The organism is Parabacteroides sp. AF17-3 (genome assembly GCF_003635445.1).
GTDB lineage: Bacteria > Bacteroidota > Bacteroidia > Bacteroidales > Tannerellaceae > Parabacteroides > Parabacteroides goldsteinii.
Map to the genome: position 1 here is coordinate 234,130 of NZ_QTMM01000010.1, position 19,167 is coordinate 253,296.

Genomic DNA, 19,167 nt, shown 5'->3' on the forward strand with positions numbered 1-19,167 from the left:
AATCTGGTGTTATTATGACGAAGGATTTTAATCGTTTTTATTTATCAAAACGGATGTTTTTAGGAGCAACTTTGCTTTTGACATCTGTGGGGTTGGCTTCAGCCAATCCGGGAATAGAGATTCCCGTTTCTTCTTCGCTTGTTGCTTCTCCTCAACAAGCGAAGAAGAAAGTAACAGGAACAGTTGAGGACGCTTTAGGACCGATTGCCGGAGCCAATGTTGTCGAAAAGGGCACAACTAACGGAACGATCACCGATATGGACGGTAAATTCAATCTGGAAGTTTCTCCTAATGCTGTTTTGGTTATAACTTTTATCGGGTACGTGGAACAACAGATCCCTGTAGGAAACCAAACGTCATTTTCTATTAACCTAAAAGAAGACTCGCAAGCGTTGGAAGAAGTGGTAGTAGTTGGTTATGGTACGCAGAAGAAAGTGAACCTGACAGGTTCGGTAGCATCCGTTAGTGCGGAAAAAATAGCCAACCGCCCGGTGATGAACCTCGGACAGGCTTTGGTGGGCGCGGCTCCAGGTGTACGCGTTACTCAAGGAAGTGGTAACCCTGGTGACGAAAGTATCGGTATCCAGGTGCGTGGCCAAGGTTCATTCAACAATAGTAGCCCATTGGTATTGGTCGATGGTGTTGCTGCTGATATGGCTCCGCTGAATACGGATGACGTTGAAAGCATCTCAATCTTGAAAGATGCCAGTGCGGCGGCAATCTATGGTTCACGTGCAGCCAACGGTGTTATTTTGGTAACAACCAAAAAAGGGAAAAAAGACGAAAGCCCAAGAGTGACTTTCAATGCTATGTTTGCACAGGAAAAGCCGATTACCGATTTTAAATTGATGTCAAGTACGGCAGATTTCATGGAGTTGCACAATATTGCTAAGCTGAATGCCAACCCGACTGCCAATACACCAGACTATAGCCTTGAAAGTATTGAAGAATGGCGTCAAGCTGATTTGAATCCGAACGGAATCTATACGAATCCTGTTACAGGGCAACAGATTCCAAACTGGTTGGCATACCCGAATACAGACTGGGCACAAATTTTGTTTGAACCCGCCTTTTATCAGAAATATGGTGTCAATGTGTCGGGAGGTAGCAAGAATACCACTTATCTGCTTTCGCTGGGTTATCAGAATAATCCGGGTACATTGGATAATACAAGCATGGAACGTTTCAATATCCGTGCCAATATAGAAACAAAAATAGCAGATATCATTACTTTCGGAACACAAACCTATGGAACCAAAGAGTTCAAGGATCCGGGAAGTACGTCTATGACTTATTTGCTTCAGGCATGGCCCGGGCAGACTCCTATCTATGATGGCAAGTATGGATGTAGCGAACATCCGGAAGTAACCCAAAAGGATAATATTTTGCAAGGAGTGGCAGCCAATGGAGGACAGAATACATATACACGCCTCAATACGACATGGTATGCCAACGTCGAGTTACCTTTGAAAGGTTTGGTAGCCGAAGCCAAATTCAACTGGAGCCAGTACAGCCGCCAAGACGAACATTACTCTCAAAACCTGCCTCGTTATAGTTTTCGCGAGAGTTTTGAAACACCGAAAGAAGGATTGGGTGTCTTGGACCAGGCTACGACTTATCGTTATTCGTATGAATCGACCAGTTATACGGCTGACTTGATGTTACGCTATAACAATACATTCGGGAAACACGATGTGGCAGGTTTATTCGGTTATGAGCAGTATCGTGGTGAAACTACAGGATTCAGTGCAACAAAGAAAGGTTTGATAGATTGGAGTATTACTGATATAACATCTGGTGCGGAAATGCAATCCATTGGTGGTAGTGCCAAGTCGGTGAATGCTATATTATCTTATTTCGGACGTGCAAACTATGCTTATGATAACCGTTATTTGTTTGAATTCAGTTTCCGGTCAGATGCTTCTTCCAAGTTTGCTCCCGGACATCGTAGCAGTTTTTTCCCATCCGGGTCTGCTGCTTGGCGTATCAGTGAAGAATCTTTCTTCGAACCCGTCAAAAATGCAGTTAACAATTTGAAACTTCGTGTTTCTTATGGTTCGTTGGGTAACACCGTAGGGGGTAATTATGACTGGCAAGCTTTGTATAAGAAAGTGAACAATGTGTTTGACGAAAGAGTACAAAATGGTTTGATACAATCTTCTATTCAAAACCTGGCACTTTCTTGGGAAAAAGTGACCACTTATAACATCGGTTTGGATGCCTCTTTCCTTAACCAACGTTTAAGTTTGGAAGCTGATTTCTATTTGCGAAAGACTTCGGATATTCTTACTAATTCCATTATGTATAAAACAATGGGTAGTATCAGTGCTCCTATGTCAAACACAGCCAGTTTGTCTAACCGTGGTCTTGAACTGAACTTGGGTTGGAACGATCAGATTAAAGATTTCCGTTATGGCGTAGGGATCAACTTGGCTTTCAATAAGAATAGAGTAACCGATTTTAAAGGCGAATTGCGGTATGAGTTGGATGAAGATGTCAAAGATATCTGGGGTAATCCGACAATGCGTTATACTAATTTGGCAGATGTTTCTACCGGAGGTGATACCCGTCGTGTAGAAGGACACATGATAGATGAGTTTTTCTTGCGTCGTCCTTATTCCGGTGACGGTTCTTATAAGTTGGCCGACGGTAGTGTTAATCCGAATGGAGGACCTCGTGACGGTATGATTCGTACGAAGGCCGATTTGGATTGGGTGGCTGCGATGTTGGCTGCCGGATATACTTTCAATAATAATTTGAAACAAATTAATTCGAATGGTTCCAATTTATGGTATGGCGACTTGATCATGGCCGACTTGAATGGTGATGGTAAATATGGAAATGATGATGACCGCGAATTTACCGGTAAGAGCTCGACTCCGAAGGTTACTTTGGGCTTTAATATCAATGCCTCTTGGCGTGGTTTTGATTTGAATATGATGTGGTCAGGACGCTTTGGCGGTTATCATTACATTAATTCGAAAGGAGCAAATGGATCTATGATTACTAATACCGGTGATGCTTTGCCTGGCGATGCTTGGAACAGATATTATTTCTACGATTCGGAAGCTTCACATGCTGGCATCATTAAAAATGAGCAGGGCGTTGTCATCGGTTCTTCCTACGATCCTGCAGCTGACCCGAATGCCCGAATCTCTAACGAGTATCCTCGTCTGCTTACTTCCGGTGGTACTACCCCTTCAAATACATTCTATTTGTATAATACGTCGTTTGTTAAGCTGAAATCATTACAAATCGGATATACATTGCCTAAGAAGTGGGTTGCACCTGCAAAGATCAATAATTTGAGAGTATTTGTATCCGGAGAGAATTTGTTGACTTTCAAATCCGATAGATTCCCAGGCGTAGACCCTGAATTGGGTGGCTCGCTTGCCGCATACCCGATTGCACGTATGTTCTCAGGAGGTCTGTCTGTAACCTTTTAATTAAAAGCACATAAAGATGAAAAAGATATTTAATTTGTTAACATTGGCGGCTGTTTTCGGAGTCGCAACATCCTGTACGGATATTTTGGATACGGCACCTAATGATAAGCTTTCCAGTGGTACTATGTGGACTACCGAAGAAAGCGTTGACCAGGGCGTTATTGGCGTGTATTACTCCTTGCAGAGACCTTTCCATGGAAATCAAATTATTGGTGCCGATGCCATGATTGGTTATTATGGGTATGATGCGTTTGGTATGACCGGACAGGGAGAGTATGGCATGCAAAACTTGTTTACTAAATCGGTCAATCCCAGTAACGGGTTTTTCTTAAAAACATGGCAATGGATGTATGACGGTGTGCATCGGGCTAATGCCGCTATAGCTGGTATTGAAAATGCTCCTATCAATGAAGCTAAAAAAGCTCGTTTGATTGCTGAGTGTAAAGTACTTCGTGCATTCTTTTACGATCGTTTGAACATTCTTTTCGGTAATGGCGGATTAGGGGTACCTTTGTATACGGAACCGGTGAACCCGTCTGAATGTGACAAGCCTCAAAGTTCGGAACAGGAGGTATGGGCTCAAGTTATTAAGGATTTAAGCGATGCTATAGCTGAGCCGAATTTACCTGACAATCAAATCCAAGGAGAAGGGCGAGTAAGTAAAGGGGCTGCTTATGCTTTGCGTGGTAAAGCATATCTGTTGACAAAGGAGTATGATAAAGCAATAGCAGACTTTGCTAAGGTAGGTGAGTGTGGTTACAAATTGTTCCCGGACTACAAACAGCTGTTTAAGGTTGCTAACGAGCGTTGTGAAGAGATTATTTTGGCTGTGCAGTATATAGAAGATCCTACGGGTTATGGTACGGGAATACAAAAGTATTGTGCGGCATTTACCCAGGGAGCTAAAGATAGCCGTGGCTGTTGGGGTGACTTGCAGGTGACTCCTGCGTTGGTAAACCTTTATGAAGAGGTGAATGGGCAGACTGTTAAAAAGTTTGCTTGGGAGGACTATTTGTCTGATTGGAAGAAAGTGACTGACATGGAGACAGCCGAAGGACACACGAAATATCGCAAAGTATTCTTTATTCGCGATAAGTTCGTGAATGGAAAGGAAATCCATTCTACGGTTACGAAGGCAGTTGATACGGAACTGGCCAAATTGCCCGCAGAAATTCAGGCTATTTATTTGCCGGAAGGTAATGAGGCTCGTTTAAAAACAGCATATGCCAATCGTGACCCGCGCTTGGCTTACAATGTTGTGACACCTTATGCCAATTATTTGGGGGTAAATAGTAATTCTACGGCAGAAGCGTGGTACACGTTCCGTTGGCCTGTTGCTGGTAAATATTATGCAGATCAGGCAAATGCCGAACCGAATGCCAATCCGGAGTTACCGAGCGATTATTATGCTTCCGGTTTTATGAATGCACAGGCTGAATTTAAATATATTCATCGTAAATTTATCGGTGAGGGGTTGGAATACCTGCGTCGTGAGCAGAATCCGGTAGATGAACCTATCATTCGTTATGCAGATGTATTGTTGATGTGGGCCGAAGCACTTGTTGAAAAGAATGATCTCTCTGGCGCTATGGCCAAGGTGAAAGAAGTTCGCGACCGCGCCGGTATACCGACTATGGCTTCCAGCTTCTTAGATCAGACAACTGCACGTAACTATGTGCGTGACGAACGTCGTCGTGAGTTTGTGAACGAAGGTATAAACTTTTTTGATGAAATGCGTTGGCGTACGTTGAAAGAAACAAAATTCAGTGAAAAGGTTGCCCAGCATGCATGGGGCGGAACAGAGAGTACCGGAGGTACTGTTTATGATTGGATTGGCGACCAGTGGTACACTTGGCCTGTCCCCAAGAGTGAAACAGAGCTTAATACGAATTTGACACCTACACCGGGTTGGGAATATTAATTGTTCCGATTATAGATAAAACGAAGTAACCTTTACAGCTACAATTGCCTGCTGTAAAGGTTACTTGTAAGAAATAGATTATTACCAGTTCGGATTCTGTGTCAAATCCGGATTGATTTCGATTTCTGTAGCGGGTATTGGCCACAGGTAATCGCGGTTTTCGCGGAATACACGGGTTAGCATACGTTTCCCTGTGATGCCGAATTCATCTCCGTTCAATAGAGTATGGGATAATTTCCAGCGACGCAGGTCACTGTCGCGGATACCTTCGCCTGCCAGTTCGAACGCTCTCTCACGGAAAATACGCTGGAATACTTCATCCTTTGTATTGGCGGCCAGATAAGAAGGACCGCTGTTCAGCAGGGCGATTCCGGCACGGGCACGAACTTTGTTGATGTATTCGACAGCCTTTGACTGGTTGCCCGTTTCATTATAACATTCTGCTAACATCAGATAAACATCTGCCAGACGAAGAATCGGGAAGTTTACAGGGGTATGGGCACGGTCGGTAATTTGTCCGTTCCAGTCGCCTTCCGGTACAAATTTTCTCCAGAAATAGGTTTCCCAGCCGCCTTTATTGTTTCGCATGAAACCATTATTTTCGTTTACGGCAACAACGTCACCCTTTTCGTTTTTCGCGAAGATGAAAGTCATCAGACGTTCCTGGTTACGGTTCCATCCCAGATAAGTTGTGTAAGGAGCGATAACGGTGGCCGATAAACGCGGGTCACGCTGTTCGTACATCTCTTTTACTTTTTCCGATTCAGCCGGGATATCCAGTACTTCCGAACCGTCGCTGTTGACCGTGCATCTGAATACACGTTCCTTAACCTGATTGTCGGAGTTGAAGCCGGGGAATACTTCGTCCCAGTCGAACGGGCGTCCGTCCTTGTATTCATACATGTCGACCAGGTTGGTGGAAGGTACCGTATTGTTCCAACAACTACCGTAGGAGTTACGGGTTCCGGCGTAGAAACATAAAGGCATACCGTAGCTGTTTCCTGTTCCTCCCAGGTTGATGATGGAGAAAATCATTTCGGAACTGGTATGGCCCGTCGGAGTGAATAACTCAGCGAAGTCATCATGTAATGCATGTCCAGCTTGGGATTTTTCCAGGTTTTCGATGGCTTTGTCGTATTGTTTGTCGTACAAGTAAACCTTACCCAACAGGGCCTGGGCTGCTGACAATGTAACACGTCCGTAGTTTGCATCGTTCCATTGGTCGGGAAGTCCGGCGCCTAACGCCTTTTCCAGGTCGGCAAGGATAAATGCACGTGTCTCTTCTGCAGAACTTCTGGGTTTCAGCAGGTTGTTGAACTCTTTTTCCAGGTCGGTCGTTTCGTCGTATATGGGAAGTCCTCCGAAATAGTCCAGCAGGTGGAAATAGATTAATGCACGGAGAAAACGGGCTTCGCCCAACATCTGGTTTTTAGGTACTTCGTCGATAGGAGCCTCACCGATGCTGCGGATAGCCAGGTTGGCACGCTGAATGGCGTTGTATCCGTTTTGCCATTTGCCGTTCAGGAATCCGGTACGCGGGGTACAGGTTCCCAGCTGAAGGGCTTCATACTGGTCATATCCGGCAGCAATATCGGAGTTGACGTCTATCATAAACATTTTACCGTACAGGTCGGTGTTTTTCAGGGAGGCGTAAACTCCCATCAGACCTTGCTTACACTGGTCTTCCGTCTGCCAGAAAGTACTGGAACTCAACTGGTCGTATGGAGCCCTGTCCAGGTCGTAACAGCCTGTCAATGTAAATAAGGCTGCTAAAAAAGACATGATATATTTTTTCATTTTATAATTCTGTTTATTAGTTAGACAATCTGATTAGAAAGTAACATTAATACCGATTACAGCTTGACGCATGGTCGGATAGGTAACGCCGCTCACTTCAGGGTCGTATCCTTTCCACTTCGAGAAAGTGAAGAAGTTTTCTAAACTTCCGTATACTCTGACTCTGTCCATATAGGCAACCTTGGTCCATTGGCTGGGCAGGGTATAACCTAATGTGATGTTACGAATTTTCAGGTACGCCTTGCTGGCAACCCAAAAGTCGGAATACTGTTCGTTACGGGTATCGCTATAGTCCAGCAGACGCGGATAACTGGCATCCGTACGACCTTCGTACCAACGTCCATCGATAACTTCCTGGTTCATCTGGTAACCCTGGCGGACACCACTTTTATACAGGTTGCTCAGATATACGTCCTTAATGCCGGCTACACCCTGAATCAATGTAGAGAAGTCAATGCCTTTCCAGTTGAATCCCAGGTTCACGCCATACGTGAAGGTCGGGTTTTTGCCATTTCCGATAACGGTACGGTCATCATCGTTTACCAGTCCGTCGCCATTCAGGTCTTTGTACAGGATATCACCTTTTTGAGGAACTCCGTAAGGGAATACGACCTTACCTTCTACTTCTGGGTTATTCAACATCGTTTCAACCAGTGCCAGGTCTGCATCTGTCTGGATGATACGGTCAATTTCGCGGACATACAAAGACCAGATAGGAAGTCCTTCCTTCAACATTCTGGCTCCGTCGTACGAAGGTTCGTCTCCTTTAAATTTATCGACATTGTTTTTGATGTAAGTGAAGTTGAAGCCTACATTATAGTCGAAATCCTTACCGACTCTGTCGGACCAGTTCACAGAGAACTCAACCCCCTTATTGGTTACTTGGGCGGCATTCTGCTTAGGAATTGTCGCGTTACCGTGAACCATTGGAGCCGGAAGGTCAATCAAAATGCCGTCTGTTTTCTTATTGAAGAATTCGAGACTACCGCTCAGGCGATTGCTAAACATATTATAGTCAACCCCCAGGTTGGTGATATAGGTCGTTTCCCAGGACAGATTGGCATTGGCGATGGCAGTTTGAGAAAGTCCCATTGCCACGGCACGGCCTAATACGTAGTTGGTCTGTGCATACAGCGATTGCGAGAGGTAGTTGCCGTCGTTATCTCTGTTGCTTCCCAAGGTGTTGTTACCTAGCGAACCGTAAGAACCGCGTATCTTCAGGTTATCCAGCCAGGTGAAGTCTTTCATGAAGTTTTCTTCCGAAATACGCCAGGCAGCAGAGAACGATGGGAAATAACCCCAGCGGTTATCTTTCTGGAAACGGGAAGAACCGTCGGCACGAAGGTTGGCTTCCAATAAGTATTTGTCATCCCAACCCAGGTTGATACGTCCGAAGAAAGAGCGCATCGCCCATTCCGTAACATTACCGGTTGAGGAAGATTCGCCGATAGCTCCTCCGATTACACCCAGTGACGGGTCGAGCAAATCCTTACGGGTGGCACTGAAGTAAGAACGTTTGTATTGTTCCTGACTGGCACCAATCATGATATTTGTGCTCAGGCGGTTATTCAGATAGTTACGTTCGTAGCGGGCGATGGCATCCATGAAATTCCTGTAGGTCTTTTCATTGTAATTATAGATGCTTGTCTGGCCCACACCATCCGTATATAACGTATTCGTCTGGAAATTATACATCGGGACGAAGTTTGGTTTCGAATCCTTTTGTTTGTCATAAAAATCATAGGTATAAGAACCCTGGATAGTCAGACCTTTTAACGGAGTCAAAATCGCATACATACGGGTTTTCAGCGTGTTTATTCCGATGTTTCCGCTCACATTCCTTAAACGATTATATGGATTGTTTGTAGCGTTCTGAGGGTCATCTTCATTATTGGCATTAATACCCAACCGGTTCTGGTCGTCCAGATAGGCGATACCCGGGTTTCCACCGGTTAAGCCGTAGGTATAGATATCGTTGATGTTCTCGCTGACCGGAGTTGTATTGGCTGTATATCCGCTCAGGTTTACACCGATTTTCAACCAGTCTTTTACCTGCGAGTCGATATTGGCACGGAGGCTGAAACGTTCGTATCCGCAATTTTCCAGGATACCCGGGTTGTTCAGATAGTTGAAAGATGTATAATAAGTCACTTTTTCGGAACCTCCGGTTGCTGACAGGCTGTGCTGATGGGAAACACCGGTTTCATATACATCGAAGATATCGCTGTTAGGATATGCCAAATAGTTCGGAATACCATGCTCATTCAGACCGTTCGGGTCTTTCGACTTCTCACGCCACAAATTTATCACGTTCTGGGAGAAAGGCTCGGGTTTATTGCTGTTGCGCATCCCTTCATTCATATACTCCATGTAGCTGGCATAGTCGGTGACTACGTCGTATGGCTTGTTCAGGCTCTGGAAAGAAACATAACCGGTATAGTCGATTTTCATCCTGCCGGCCTTACCGGACTTGGTGGTAATCAGGATAACACCGTTTGCTGCACGTGAACCGTAGATGGCCGATGAGGCAGCATCCTTCAATACGCTGACTGTTTCCACATCTTGCGGGCTGACGCTGTTCAAATTACCTTCCACACCATCAATAATAACCAGGGGAGAGGAGTTGTTCAATGTTCCCTGTCCGCGTACCTTAATATCCGCATCTCCGTTGTTGGAGGGGATATTGTTGCTGGATGTGATCTGTACCCCCGGTGCAGTTCCTGCCAAAGCCGTAGAGATGTTGGTTAACGGACGGCTTTCAGCCATCTCGCTGACATTTACGGAGGTAACGGAGCCGGACAGGTTCACCTTCTTCTGCGTACCGTAACCTACTACAACGACTTCGTCCAGTGCCTGGGAGTCTTCCGATAATTTAATCCGTAATGATTTCTGGTTATTCACCGGAATCTGTTGTTCCTTGAATCCGATAAATGAAACGACCAGTACGGAATTAGGTGATACTTCCAGGGTAAAGTTACCGTCCATATCGGTAATTGTCCCGTTTGTGGTTCCCTTCTCAACTACATTGGCGCCTGCTATCGGACCGAACTGATCTTCGACTACTCCATTAATAATGTATTTGGCTTGTTGAGGAGAAGCAGCAACAGGGTTTGGTAAGGCTGTACCCGTAGTTCCTGTTGCCGGACTGGCCGTTGCCAATCCTACAGATGCCAGAAGCAGGGTTGCTCCTAGGAACATCTGTTTTGATAAGTAAAAACGATTAAAATCCTTTGTCATAATAACACCAGATTTAGTTAATGATTAATTAATTGTTTACCCGGTTTACTGATTGTTTTTCCGTGAGTTTCAGCCTGGGTATTTGGCAAAAACCACATAGTTCTAATGGAACTACGCTGTTTTTTTGATTTGGACGGCAAAAGGATTGAAGATCATGTAGTATATAATGACTGTAGAAAACGGTGTGGATTTTAGGGTAACTTTTGATGAGGCGCTGATAAATAAAAGGAGAGCGGAAAAAGACAAATCATTGGTATTTGCGTTGCAGATACTGAAAAGATGTTTGGAATGATTAAATCATTACTGTTATTATTATTGAATATCGTTAACATTCTTATCCGGAGACTAAATATACAAAGGCTTTAAAATAGGGAGATTATCCTTTTCACAAATAAGCGCTGGACTATTAGTGCATATTAAATGGATAAATTAATACACTCGTTAACATTAATAACATATATATTTGCATCGATATGATTGGAGTTCCATTAGGACTAAGTTATGCTTTAATATATGTGAAAACAGCTTACTGCAAAAGTGGTGTCAAATACCTTAACAGACTAAGACATACCTTTATTTACAATGAAATAAAAAGAACTTTTTGACCTGTTTTTATCCGTACCTTTGGACGATAAGTGCATATGAAATGGATAAATAGACGCCTCTCTTATGGACAATCTTTCTACTTTTGTGATCAAAGCAAAAAATAGTATCATGAGAACACAGAAATGTTTAACCTTATTTTGTCTGCTATTCGGAATAATAGCATCAGCAAACGCTTATGTCGAACGTGATCTGCTGCAAAAGGCGGCAGATATACCTGAATTGAAATCCGTTTTATTGATGGACCGGCAATGGGTTCCTTATCCGGATTATACCGATCGCGCTGCCTGGGAGCAATTTTTGGGAGATTACAGGAATGATTACATCAAACAAGGAGAGAAACGTTTGGGTTATGAATGGAAAGTTGTTAAAGCAACCGACTATATCGAATATGAACGTAGCGGAAACCGGCGGATCATGGAAGATCCTTTCGGCAGTAACAACGGAGCTATAGCCGACCTGGTGATGGCTGAACTGGCAGAAGGAAAGGGCCGCTTTATCGATCAGCTGATCAATGGTGTCTTTCAGTCCTGCGAGATGACTTCCTGGGCATTGTCGGCACATTTAAGCGCACAGCATTCAAAACGTTCTTTACCCGATTATAAAGAAGATGTGATCGACCTGACTGCTGGCGACCTGGGTTCCTTATTGTCCTGGACTTATTATTTCTTCCATACCGAATTTGATAAAGTAAATCCTGTTATTTCCGAACGCCTGCGCCATGAGTTACAGAAAAGAATACTGGATACTTATATGAAAGAAGACCGTTTTTGGTGGATGGCCTTCAATTACAAACCCGGGACTTTGGTCAACAACTGGAATCCGTGGTGTAACTTTAATGTACTGCAATGTTTCCTACTGTTGGAAAACGATAAAGAGAAACTGGCGGAAGCCGTTCATCGTACAATGGTCTCGGTCGATAAATTCATCAACTATACTCATTCGGACGGTGCCTGCGAAGAAGGTCCTTCTTATTGGGGACATGCTGCGGGAAAGATGTATGATTATCTGCAATTATTGTACGACGGGACCGGTGGAAAGATCAGTCTGTTCGATCAGCCGATTATCAAAAATATGGGTGAATATATTGCCCGCTCCTATGTAGGGAATGGCTGGGTGGTTAACTTCGCGGATGCCTCGGCGAAAGGTGGCGGAGATGCCCCGATTATTTTCCGCTACGGAAAGGCGGTAGGCAGTGATGTGATGATGCAGTATGCCGCTTATCTGAACAGCCTGTCAACCAGAAAATCACTTTCTTCCGGGAGAGATATGTTCCGCACCTTACAAAGTCTCCTGTATGCAAAGGAGATGGGAGAGGTGGAACCTTCGTATCAGTCTCCGGCTTATACCTGGTATCCTGAAACGGAATTTTGTTATATGACGAATAAAGCCGGTTTCTTCCTGGCTGCGAAAGGTGGATATAACAATGAAAGCCATAATCATAATGATGCCGGTACTTTCTCTTTGTATTCAAATACGACTCCGGTATTTATCGATGCAGGTGTCGGCACTTATACCCGCCAGACATTCAGTAACGAACGGTATACGATCTGGACAATGCAGAGCAACTACCATAATCTGCCGATGATAAACGGAGTGCCCCAGTCGTTTGGTTCCCGATATAAAGCGACTGCGACTTCTTTCGATCCGAAGCGGATGACTTTTACCGCTAATATTGCTACCGCTTATCCCGAAGAAGCCGGGGTGGACAAATGGGTTCGCTCATATACATTAAATAAGAATAAGGGCGAAGTGAAGATTCAGGATTCATTTACCCTGAAAGAGTTGAAAGAACCGAATCAAGTCAATTTCCTGACCTGGGGTAAGATAGATGTCTCTTCGGAAGGAATCGTCCGGATAGATGTAAACGGAGAAAAGGTGGAATTGCTGTATGATAAAAATACTTTTACCCCGTCTGTAGAGACAGTCGCGTTGGATGATCCGCGTTTATCCAACGTATGGGGAAAAGAAATCTATCGTCTCTCCTTGAATGCCGGAAAAATGGTGAAATCAGGGACTTATACATTTACAATTAAACAAAACAATAAATAAAAGAAGAATGAAAAATTGGATCGCTTTAGCTTTCTCCGCATTCCTGATCTCTTGCGGGGGAACACCTAAAACAGTAGAAAAGAGTTTTATTGACGAGAATATCGATTTCGCCCGTGCACAGCTCGGTAACGAGATAGAAGTCATTGAAGCCAGTGGTAAATGCCTGAATCCTGTGACGCTGAAAAAGGATAGCTCAGTTTATTATTGCGGCTACGGAGACTGGCGCAGTGGGTTCTTCCCCGGCTCGGTGTGGTATCTGTATGAACTGACGGGCGATACGGCCTTGCTTCCACTCGCTCAGAAATATACATGGGCCATAGAAGAAGCCAAGAATCTGACCTGGCATCATGACATCGGGTTCATTATTAATTGTAGCTTCGGTAACGGTTTGCGTCTGACGGCCGATCCGTTTTATAAAGATGTGATGGTACAGGCTGCCAAGTCATTATCGACCCGTTTCCGTGAGGCTCCCCAGGTAATCCAGTCATGGAATGTGGATAAAGGATGGCAGTCGGAGCGCGGTTGGGAATGTCCGGTGATTATCGACAATATGATGAACCTGGAGCTGATGTTTGAAGCGACCCGTCTATCCGGTGATTCCTCTTTTTATAACATAGCGATTGCTCATGCAGACCGTACGTTGCAGGAACATTTCCGTCCGGACGGCAGCTGTTACCATGTCATCGATTATAGTCTGAAAGACGGTTCCGTTCGTAACCGCCATACCGCACAAGGATATGCACATGAATCGGCCTGGAGCCGCGGACAGGCGTGGGCTATTTACGGATTCGTTGTTTGCTACCGTGAAACGGGTGATCGCAAATATCTGGACCAGGCGTTGAAAACATTCAATTTCATGAAGAATCATAAGGCAATGCCGGCTGACCTGATCCCTTATTGGGATATGGATGCACCGAACATTCCGAATGAACCGCGTGATGTTTCAACTGCTTCCTGTATTGCTTCCGCCTTATATGAAATCAGTACGATGGATGTGGAAGATGCCGTAGCGTATAAGACATATGCCGACAGTATCATGACTTCGCTGGGTTCTCCGGCTTACCGGGCTGCTCTGGGAACGAATGGTAACTTTCTCCTGATGCATTCCGTAGGCAGTATTCCTCATAACTCGGAAATAGACGTTCCGTTGAATTATGCCGATTACTATTTTATGGAAGCGTTGAAACGCAAGAAGGAGTTAGAATCGAAATAATATTTTCTTATGAGAAAAGGTATGAAATGGATATGCGGAGCAGCTGTCATTCTGATGATGGCTGCCTGTAATACGAGACCGGCAGATGAATGGCAGTTGGTCTGGGAGGAAAACTTTGACCAGGCAAACGGGTTGGATACGACAAACTGGTCGAAAATTCCCCGTTGGGCACCGGAGTGGGCAAAATATATGTCTGACAGTGAACTCTGTTATGATTTGGTTGACGGTAATCTTGTTTTGAAAGGTTTAATCAATCCGGACCGCTCGACAGATACGGTTCCTTACATTACCGGAGGCATCTATACTAAATATAAGCGTGCTTTCCATGGAGGCCGGTTAGAGATAAAAGCACAGCTGGGGTGTGCCACCGGGGCATGGCCGGCCATCTGGTTGAAACCGTTTGAAGAAGCGAAGTATCCCTGGCCGTCGGGCGGCGAGATAGATATCATGGAGCATCTGAATTATGATAGCATTGCTTATCAGACCGTTCATTCTACTTATACGCATAACCTGAATATCAAGAAAGACCCGCCTCAGGGAAGTACCGGACCTATCGATCCGGCAGGTTATAATGTATATGCCGTAGAAATGTATCCGGATAGCCTCGTTTTCTTTATAAATGATGTACGAAACTTTTCATATCCCCGCATAGAAACCGATAAAGAAGGTCAATTCCCATTTGACAAACCCTATTATCTGTTAATCGATATGCAGCTGGGTGGCCCCTGGGTTGGTCCTGTCAACCCGGAAGATCTTCCGGTCGAGATGAAGGTCGACTGGGTTCGTTATTATCAGAAGAAAAAATAATCGTTGAAGGCAGGCATTAGTCTGCCTTCTTTTTCTTGTATTCCGCCGGTGTCGTATCGAACTGTGCTTTGAAGCAACGGGTGAAATAACGCGGGGAACCAAAACCCAGCATGTCGGAGATCTCGGCAATCTGCAAATCCTGACGGGTTATCAACAAGGTGGCGGCCCGCTTCAGTTTACAATTCAGGACGAAATCGTTCGGTGTCATTCCGGTCAGGGCTTTGAACTTGGCATAAAGGGAGCTGCGGCTCAATCCCAGTTCTTTAGCCAGGGTATTCATGTCGAATTCCATATTACTCAGATTCTCTTCTACGATTCGGTTTACTGTGTCCATAAACTTCTGGTCGATCGGGTTGCTGGCCAGCGATTGCGTATCGAAATCCCTTTGCTCGTTGAACTTCTTTTGCAGGATAATACGATTGCGCACCAGGTTGTTACAACGGGCAAGCAGCACTTTGGCATTGAACGGCTTGCTGATATAATCGTCGGCTCCCCGCTGCAAACCTTCTATGCTTTGCTCTGCCGAACCGAGCGCTGTCAACAGGATGACCGGTATATGGCAGATGTCGAAATCATTCTTGATCTTCAGGCACATTTCGGTTCCCGACATTTCCGGCATCATGATGTCGCTGACGATGATATCCGGCTTTTGGGAACGTGTGATCTCCAGTCCCTCTTTTCCGTTCCGTGCCAGTAAGACATTATAAACCGGTGAGAACAGCGAGTTCAGTATCTGGAGCAGCTCTTCGTTGTCATCGACCAACAGGATGGTGTAGGTGGCATCTGTCTCGGCCAGTGATAATTCGGAGGTACTTTCGGGGATTTCCTGAGTCAGGCTTTCCGGCAGTATCTCGTTGCGGATCATCTCTTTCTCCGGTTGTACAAACTGGCATTCACCTTCTTTGAAATGGCTTCGGCCCTTCGGCAGGTGCACAATGAATATGCTTCCGTATCCCGGCGTACTTTCTACCTGTATTTTTCCATGATGCAACCCGATGATGCTCTTGGTTAGCGACAGGCCGATGCCGGTGCTCGGCTGCGATATTCCCGATGAGTTATTTCCTGCCTGGTAGAAACGGTCGAATATCTTGTCGATATCTTCTTTGCTGATACCGATGCCGTTGTCTATGATTTTTATGATGATCGCCTGGTCGTTCTCTTCGACGACCATTTCGATGGCAGCACCCGGTTTGGAATATTTGAATGCGTTCGACAGCAGGTTGTAGAATACCTTTTGCATCTGTTTCGGGTCGAACCAGCATTCGATATCTTCCGCCCCGGAGGTGAACTGATAAGTCACCGAACGGCTGGAAGCATATTCGTAAAAAGAGAGATAGATCTCTTTGAGGAAAGGGATGATGTTTTGTTCATATACTTTCAGTTTCACATGGCCTTGTTCCAGTTTACGGAAATCCAGCAACTCACTAATCAACATCCGCATATTGTGCGTATTCCTGTATATCTTCAGCAGTTTGTTGTAAATGGATGGGGCCACCGAACTGCTTTGCAGCAAGAGTTCTATCTGCGAAATGATCAGGGTAAGCGGTGTCCGGAACTCATGCGAGATGTTTGAAAAGAACTGTAGTTTAGCCTGGTTCAGTTCCTCGATCCTCTCTTTTTCTTTCCGTTCAAACTCCAATGAAGTTCTGAGCAGCAATTGCGATTGTTTGAAGCGGAAGAAGCCGTAGATCAACCCGCCGCCGACCAGTACGTATAAGAGATAAAATAACGGTGTGGCATAGAGCGGGGAATGGATCGTGATGCCCATCCGGATCGTTTGCGGTTCGATCTTTGTGTCGTATTGTTTCTCACGCACGACCAGGGTATATTTGCCCGGATTGAGGTTCGTGTATTGGATGCTGTTGTCGGTATTGTTGATCCATTTGTTATCGAAGCCTTCCAGCATGTATTCGTAAGCCGTCTCTTTCAACGTATTGATATAGTTGTTCGAGTTGAACGAGATGATGAGGTTGTTCTGATTGTGGTTCAACTCTATTTCCTGCGTATAAGGCAAAGCATCGGAGAGAACCCGCGAACGGTCGGAAGGATTTACTAATTCATTATTGATATACAATTCGGAGAAATATAACCGGTAGTCTTTTGCAGGCCGGAACAAGTCCTGTTCGAAGAACGTACTTAAACCGTCTATTCCTCCGACAAAGATTTCGCCATTCGGGCTGACCAGCAGTCCGCATCCTTTGTTGATCCCGGAAACAGGAAGTGCGGTGCCCAGTTCTACCACCTTAAATAACTGTTGTTCCGGATCCAGGAAAGAGAGTCCTTTATCACCGGATATGATCAGGTAACCTTGTATCGACTCTTTGATATCGTAGCAATAGTTGCTTAGGATCATACTGTTTTCGGTTGTATATCCACTGAAAGTATGGTTCTTCTCATCATACAGATAAAGTCCGGCTCCGAGCGTTCCGAAGAAGATACGTCCTTTTTTGTCTTCATAGATGGCAGATACCGGCTGGTTTCCCAATCCGTTTTCGCCGCAACGAAAGACTGTCCTGTCTTCCTGGTTATTCAGGTTGATCTTGTTGATGACTCTTCCTGTTGTTATCCATATATAATCCTGCGAGTCGATCAGGAAACAATGATTACCGTATTGCTTGCCTCCTTCGAAGGTCTGGGTGATCTTTTCGGTATCGAGATCCATTTTGACACATCCCCATTGCGTCAGGAGAACCAGGTATTTGTCTTTCCAGATGGCCATCTGATTGATACGGTCGCCGGCTTTTACGGCATACGAAGGGTCTTCGAAATAAGGATTCCGGAACCGTTTCTTCGGGATATCGAATATGGATAGTCCGCCGGTGTGGGTACCGATGTAAAGCTTATTGCGGTTGGCACTGTAGGCAATAGATTTCAGATTGTCATGGGCGATAGAGTTTCTGTCGGGATCGGCCATGAAATAGGTAAATGTTTTCTTTTTCCGGTCGAAAAGGTTCAGCCCGCCGCCCTCGGTGCAGATCCAGATATTATCGTCTTTATCTTCCGTCATATGCCCGACAAAAGGGAAACTGATGCAGTCTTTCCTTGTTTTGTCTGCCGTATAAATCGTGAAAAGGTCCATTTCAGGATTGAAATAGTGGACGCCACCGTAATAAGTACCCAACCAGATGCTTCCCTGCCGGTCTTTGTAAACCGGGAAAACGGAGGAGTGGGCGAGGCTTCCGGGAAGGTTGTCGCGGGTATATACCTGGAAATGATCGTTATAGGGATTATATTTGTTTAGTCCGGTGAAGGTCCCTATCCAAAGGTTACCGGAGTTGTCTTCAACGATTCCCCTTACCTGGTTGCTGGATATATTGTTATCGTTGTGCGGATCGAAGCGGTAGCGTTTGAAATCGCCCGACGGTTCGCGTTTGTAAAGTCCGTTCATGCGGGCGGATATCCATAGGTTCCTATGTGAATCTTCGTATAAGGCATAAATATCTTCACTGGGAATGATATAGGCAAGGGGTTTGTCTTCCTCTTTCATATATAATCCGGAATTGGTCCCTATCCAGCAGCGTTTTTGGGAATCGACCATGATACAGGTTGCATGTTGGTTGGAGAGTTCCAGTTTGAAGCGGAAATGAAGTTTTTCCGTCTGTGTATCCCAGACAAAGATAGAATCGGACGCGTTCACCCAAAGTTGTTCGCCGCTGAAAGCGATCGCATTCACCCATGCTTGTTTCAGGCAGGTAAACTGCTGGGAACGCAGGTTATATCGCACCAGGGAATTATCCGAATTGAAATAAATATTCCCTTGGTTGTCTCCGGTTATGAAGTCGATGCTGTTACCAACGGTTGTTTCTTTCCCGTTCTCATTCTTTAATGTCGGTTTATGTGAGGTTACGTGAACACCGTCGAAAACGCTTAACCCTTCTTCCGTCCCGAACCACATACGGCCCAGTTCATCCTGATAGATAGACATGACAGAAAGTTGCGAAAGTCCTTCTTTCATCCCGATATGTTTGAAATAGATAGGGAAGGCGTAAGACAAGATATGCAGAAATATGAAAAGGATGATTGATTTTCTCATGGCTTTTACATTATTTGAAGGCGAAGATAATGATAAATTCTGAAACAGCTTTACGTAT

At 45.0% G+C, this 19,167-nt stretch carries 8 protein-coding genes; 5 read left to right on the forward strand and 3 right to left on the reverse strand.

Annotated features, from left to right (window positions below):
- Positions 1 to 14 precede the first annotated feature (14 nt).
- Positions 15 to 3,446: a TonB-dependent receptor gene (locus DWW91_RS14955; RefSeq protein ID WP_122328180.1), complete on the forward strand. Its 3,432-nt coding sequence runs from the start codon at positions 15 to 17 to the stop codon at positions 3,444 to 3,446.
- 16 nt (positions 3,447 to 3,462) lie between these two features.
- Positions 3,463 to 5,367: a RagB/SusD family nutrient uptake outer membrane protein gene (locus tag DWW91_RS14960; protein ID WP_007655036.1), complete on the forward strand. Its 1,905-nt coding sequence runs from the start codon at positions 3,463 to 3,465 to the stop codon at positions 5,365 to 5,367.
- Between the two features lie 81 nt (positions 5,368 to 5,448).
- Here the strand turns inward: DWW91_RS14960 and DWW91_RS14965 are convergent, their stop codons facing one another.
- Entirely contained in the window at positions 5,449 to 7,164 is a 1,716-nt protein-coding gene (locus tag DWW91_RS14965; RefSeq protein ID WP_122328181.1) for a RagB/SusD family nutrient uptake outer membrane protein, read from the reverse strand.
- Between the two features lie 33 nt (positions 7,165 to 7,197).
- A complete protein-coding gene (locus DWW91_RS14970) occupies positions 7,198 to 10,401 on the reverse strand; it encodes a TonB-dependent receptor (RefSeq protein ID WP_122328182.1) in 3,204 nt (1,067 codons plus the stop codon).
- Between the two features lie 714 nt (positions 10,402 to 11,115).
- Between DWW91_RS14970 and DWW91_RS14975 the strand changes: the two genes are divergently transcribed.
- Genes DWW91_RS14975 through DWW91_RS14985 form a run of 3 tightly spaced genes read left to right on the forward strand, consistent with a single transcriptional unit; the run spans position 11,116 to position 15,076 of the window.
- Positions 11,116 to 13,056, forward strand: coding sequence for a heparinase II/III-family protein (locus DWW91_RS14975; RefSeq protein ID WP_199722588.1), 1,941 nt, complete (start codon positions 11,116 to 11,118; stop codon positions 13,054 to 13,056).
- Between the two features lie 7 nt (positions 13,057 to 13,063).
- Positions 13,064 to 14,269 (forward strand): glycoside hydrolase family 88 protein, encoded by a 1,206-nt coding sequence (locus tag DWW91_RS14980; protein ID WP_199722589.1) that lies wholly within the window; start codon positions 13,064 to 13,066, stop codon positions 14,267 to 14,269.
- 9 nt (positions 14,270 to 14,278) lie between these two features.
- On the forward strand, positions 14,279 to 15,076 hold the full coding sequence (locus tag DWW91_RS14985) for a glycoside hydrolase family 16 protein (protein ID WP_010801941.1): 798 nt from the start codon (positions 14,279 to 14,281) through the stop codon (positions 15,074 to 15,076).
- A gap of 16 nt (positions 15,077 to 15,092) precedes the next feature.
- Here DWW91_RS14985 and DWW91_RS14990 read toward each other — a convergent pair whose 3' ends face one another.
- Complete coding sequence (locus DWW91_RS14990) at positions 15,093 to 19,109, reverse strand: two-component regulator propeller domain-containing protein (protein WP_122328183.1); 4,017 nt, start codon at positions 19,107 to 19,109, stop codon at positions 15,093 to 15,095.
- Between the last annotated feature and the right edge of the window lie 58 nt (positions 19,110 to 19,167).

Excerpts from the sequence above, each read along its gene's own strand:
- DWW91_RS14965 (WP_122328181.1), bottom strand. The coding sequence starts at position 7,164 with ATGAAAAAATATATCATGTCTTTTTTAGCAGCCTTATTTACATTGACA.
- DWW91_RS14990 (WP_122328183.1), bottom strand. The coding sequence starts at position 19,109 with ATGAGAAAATCAATCATCCTTTTCATATTTCTGCATATCTTGTCTTAC.
- DWW91_RS14985 (WP_010801941.1), top strand. The coding sequence starts at position 14,279 with ATGAGAAAAGGTATGAAATGGATATGCGGAGCAGCTGTCATTCTGATG.
- DWW91_RS14975 (WP_199722588.1), top strand. The coding sequence starts at position 11,116 with ATGAGAACACAGAAATGTTTAACCTTATTTTGTCTGCTATTCGGAATA.
- DWW91_RS14955 (WP_122328180.1), top strand. The coding sequence starts at position 15 with ATGACGAAGGATTTTAATCGTTTTTATTTATCAAAACGGATGTTTTTA.
- DWW91_RS14970 (WP_122328182.1), bottom strand. The coding sequence starts at position 10,401 with ATGACAAAGGATTTTAATCGTTTTTACTTATCAAAACAGATGTTCCTA.
- DWW91_RS14980 (WP_199722589.1), top strand. The coding sequence starts at position 13,064 with ATGAAAAATTGGATCGCTTTAGCTTTCTCCGCATTCCTGATCTCTTGC.
- DWW91_RS14960 (WP_007655036.1), top strand. The coding sequence starts at position 3,463 with ATGAAAAAGATATTTAATTTGTTAACATTGGCGGCTGTTTTCGGAGTC.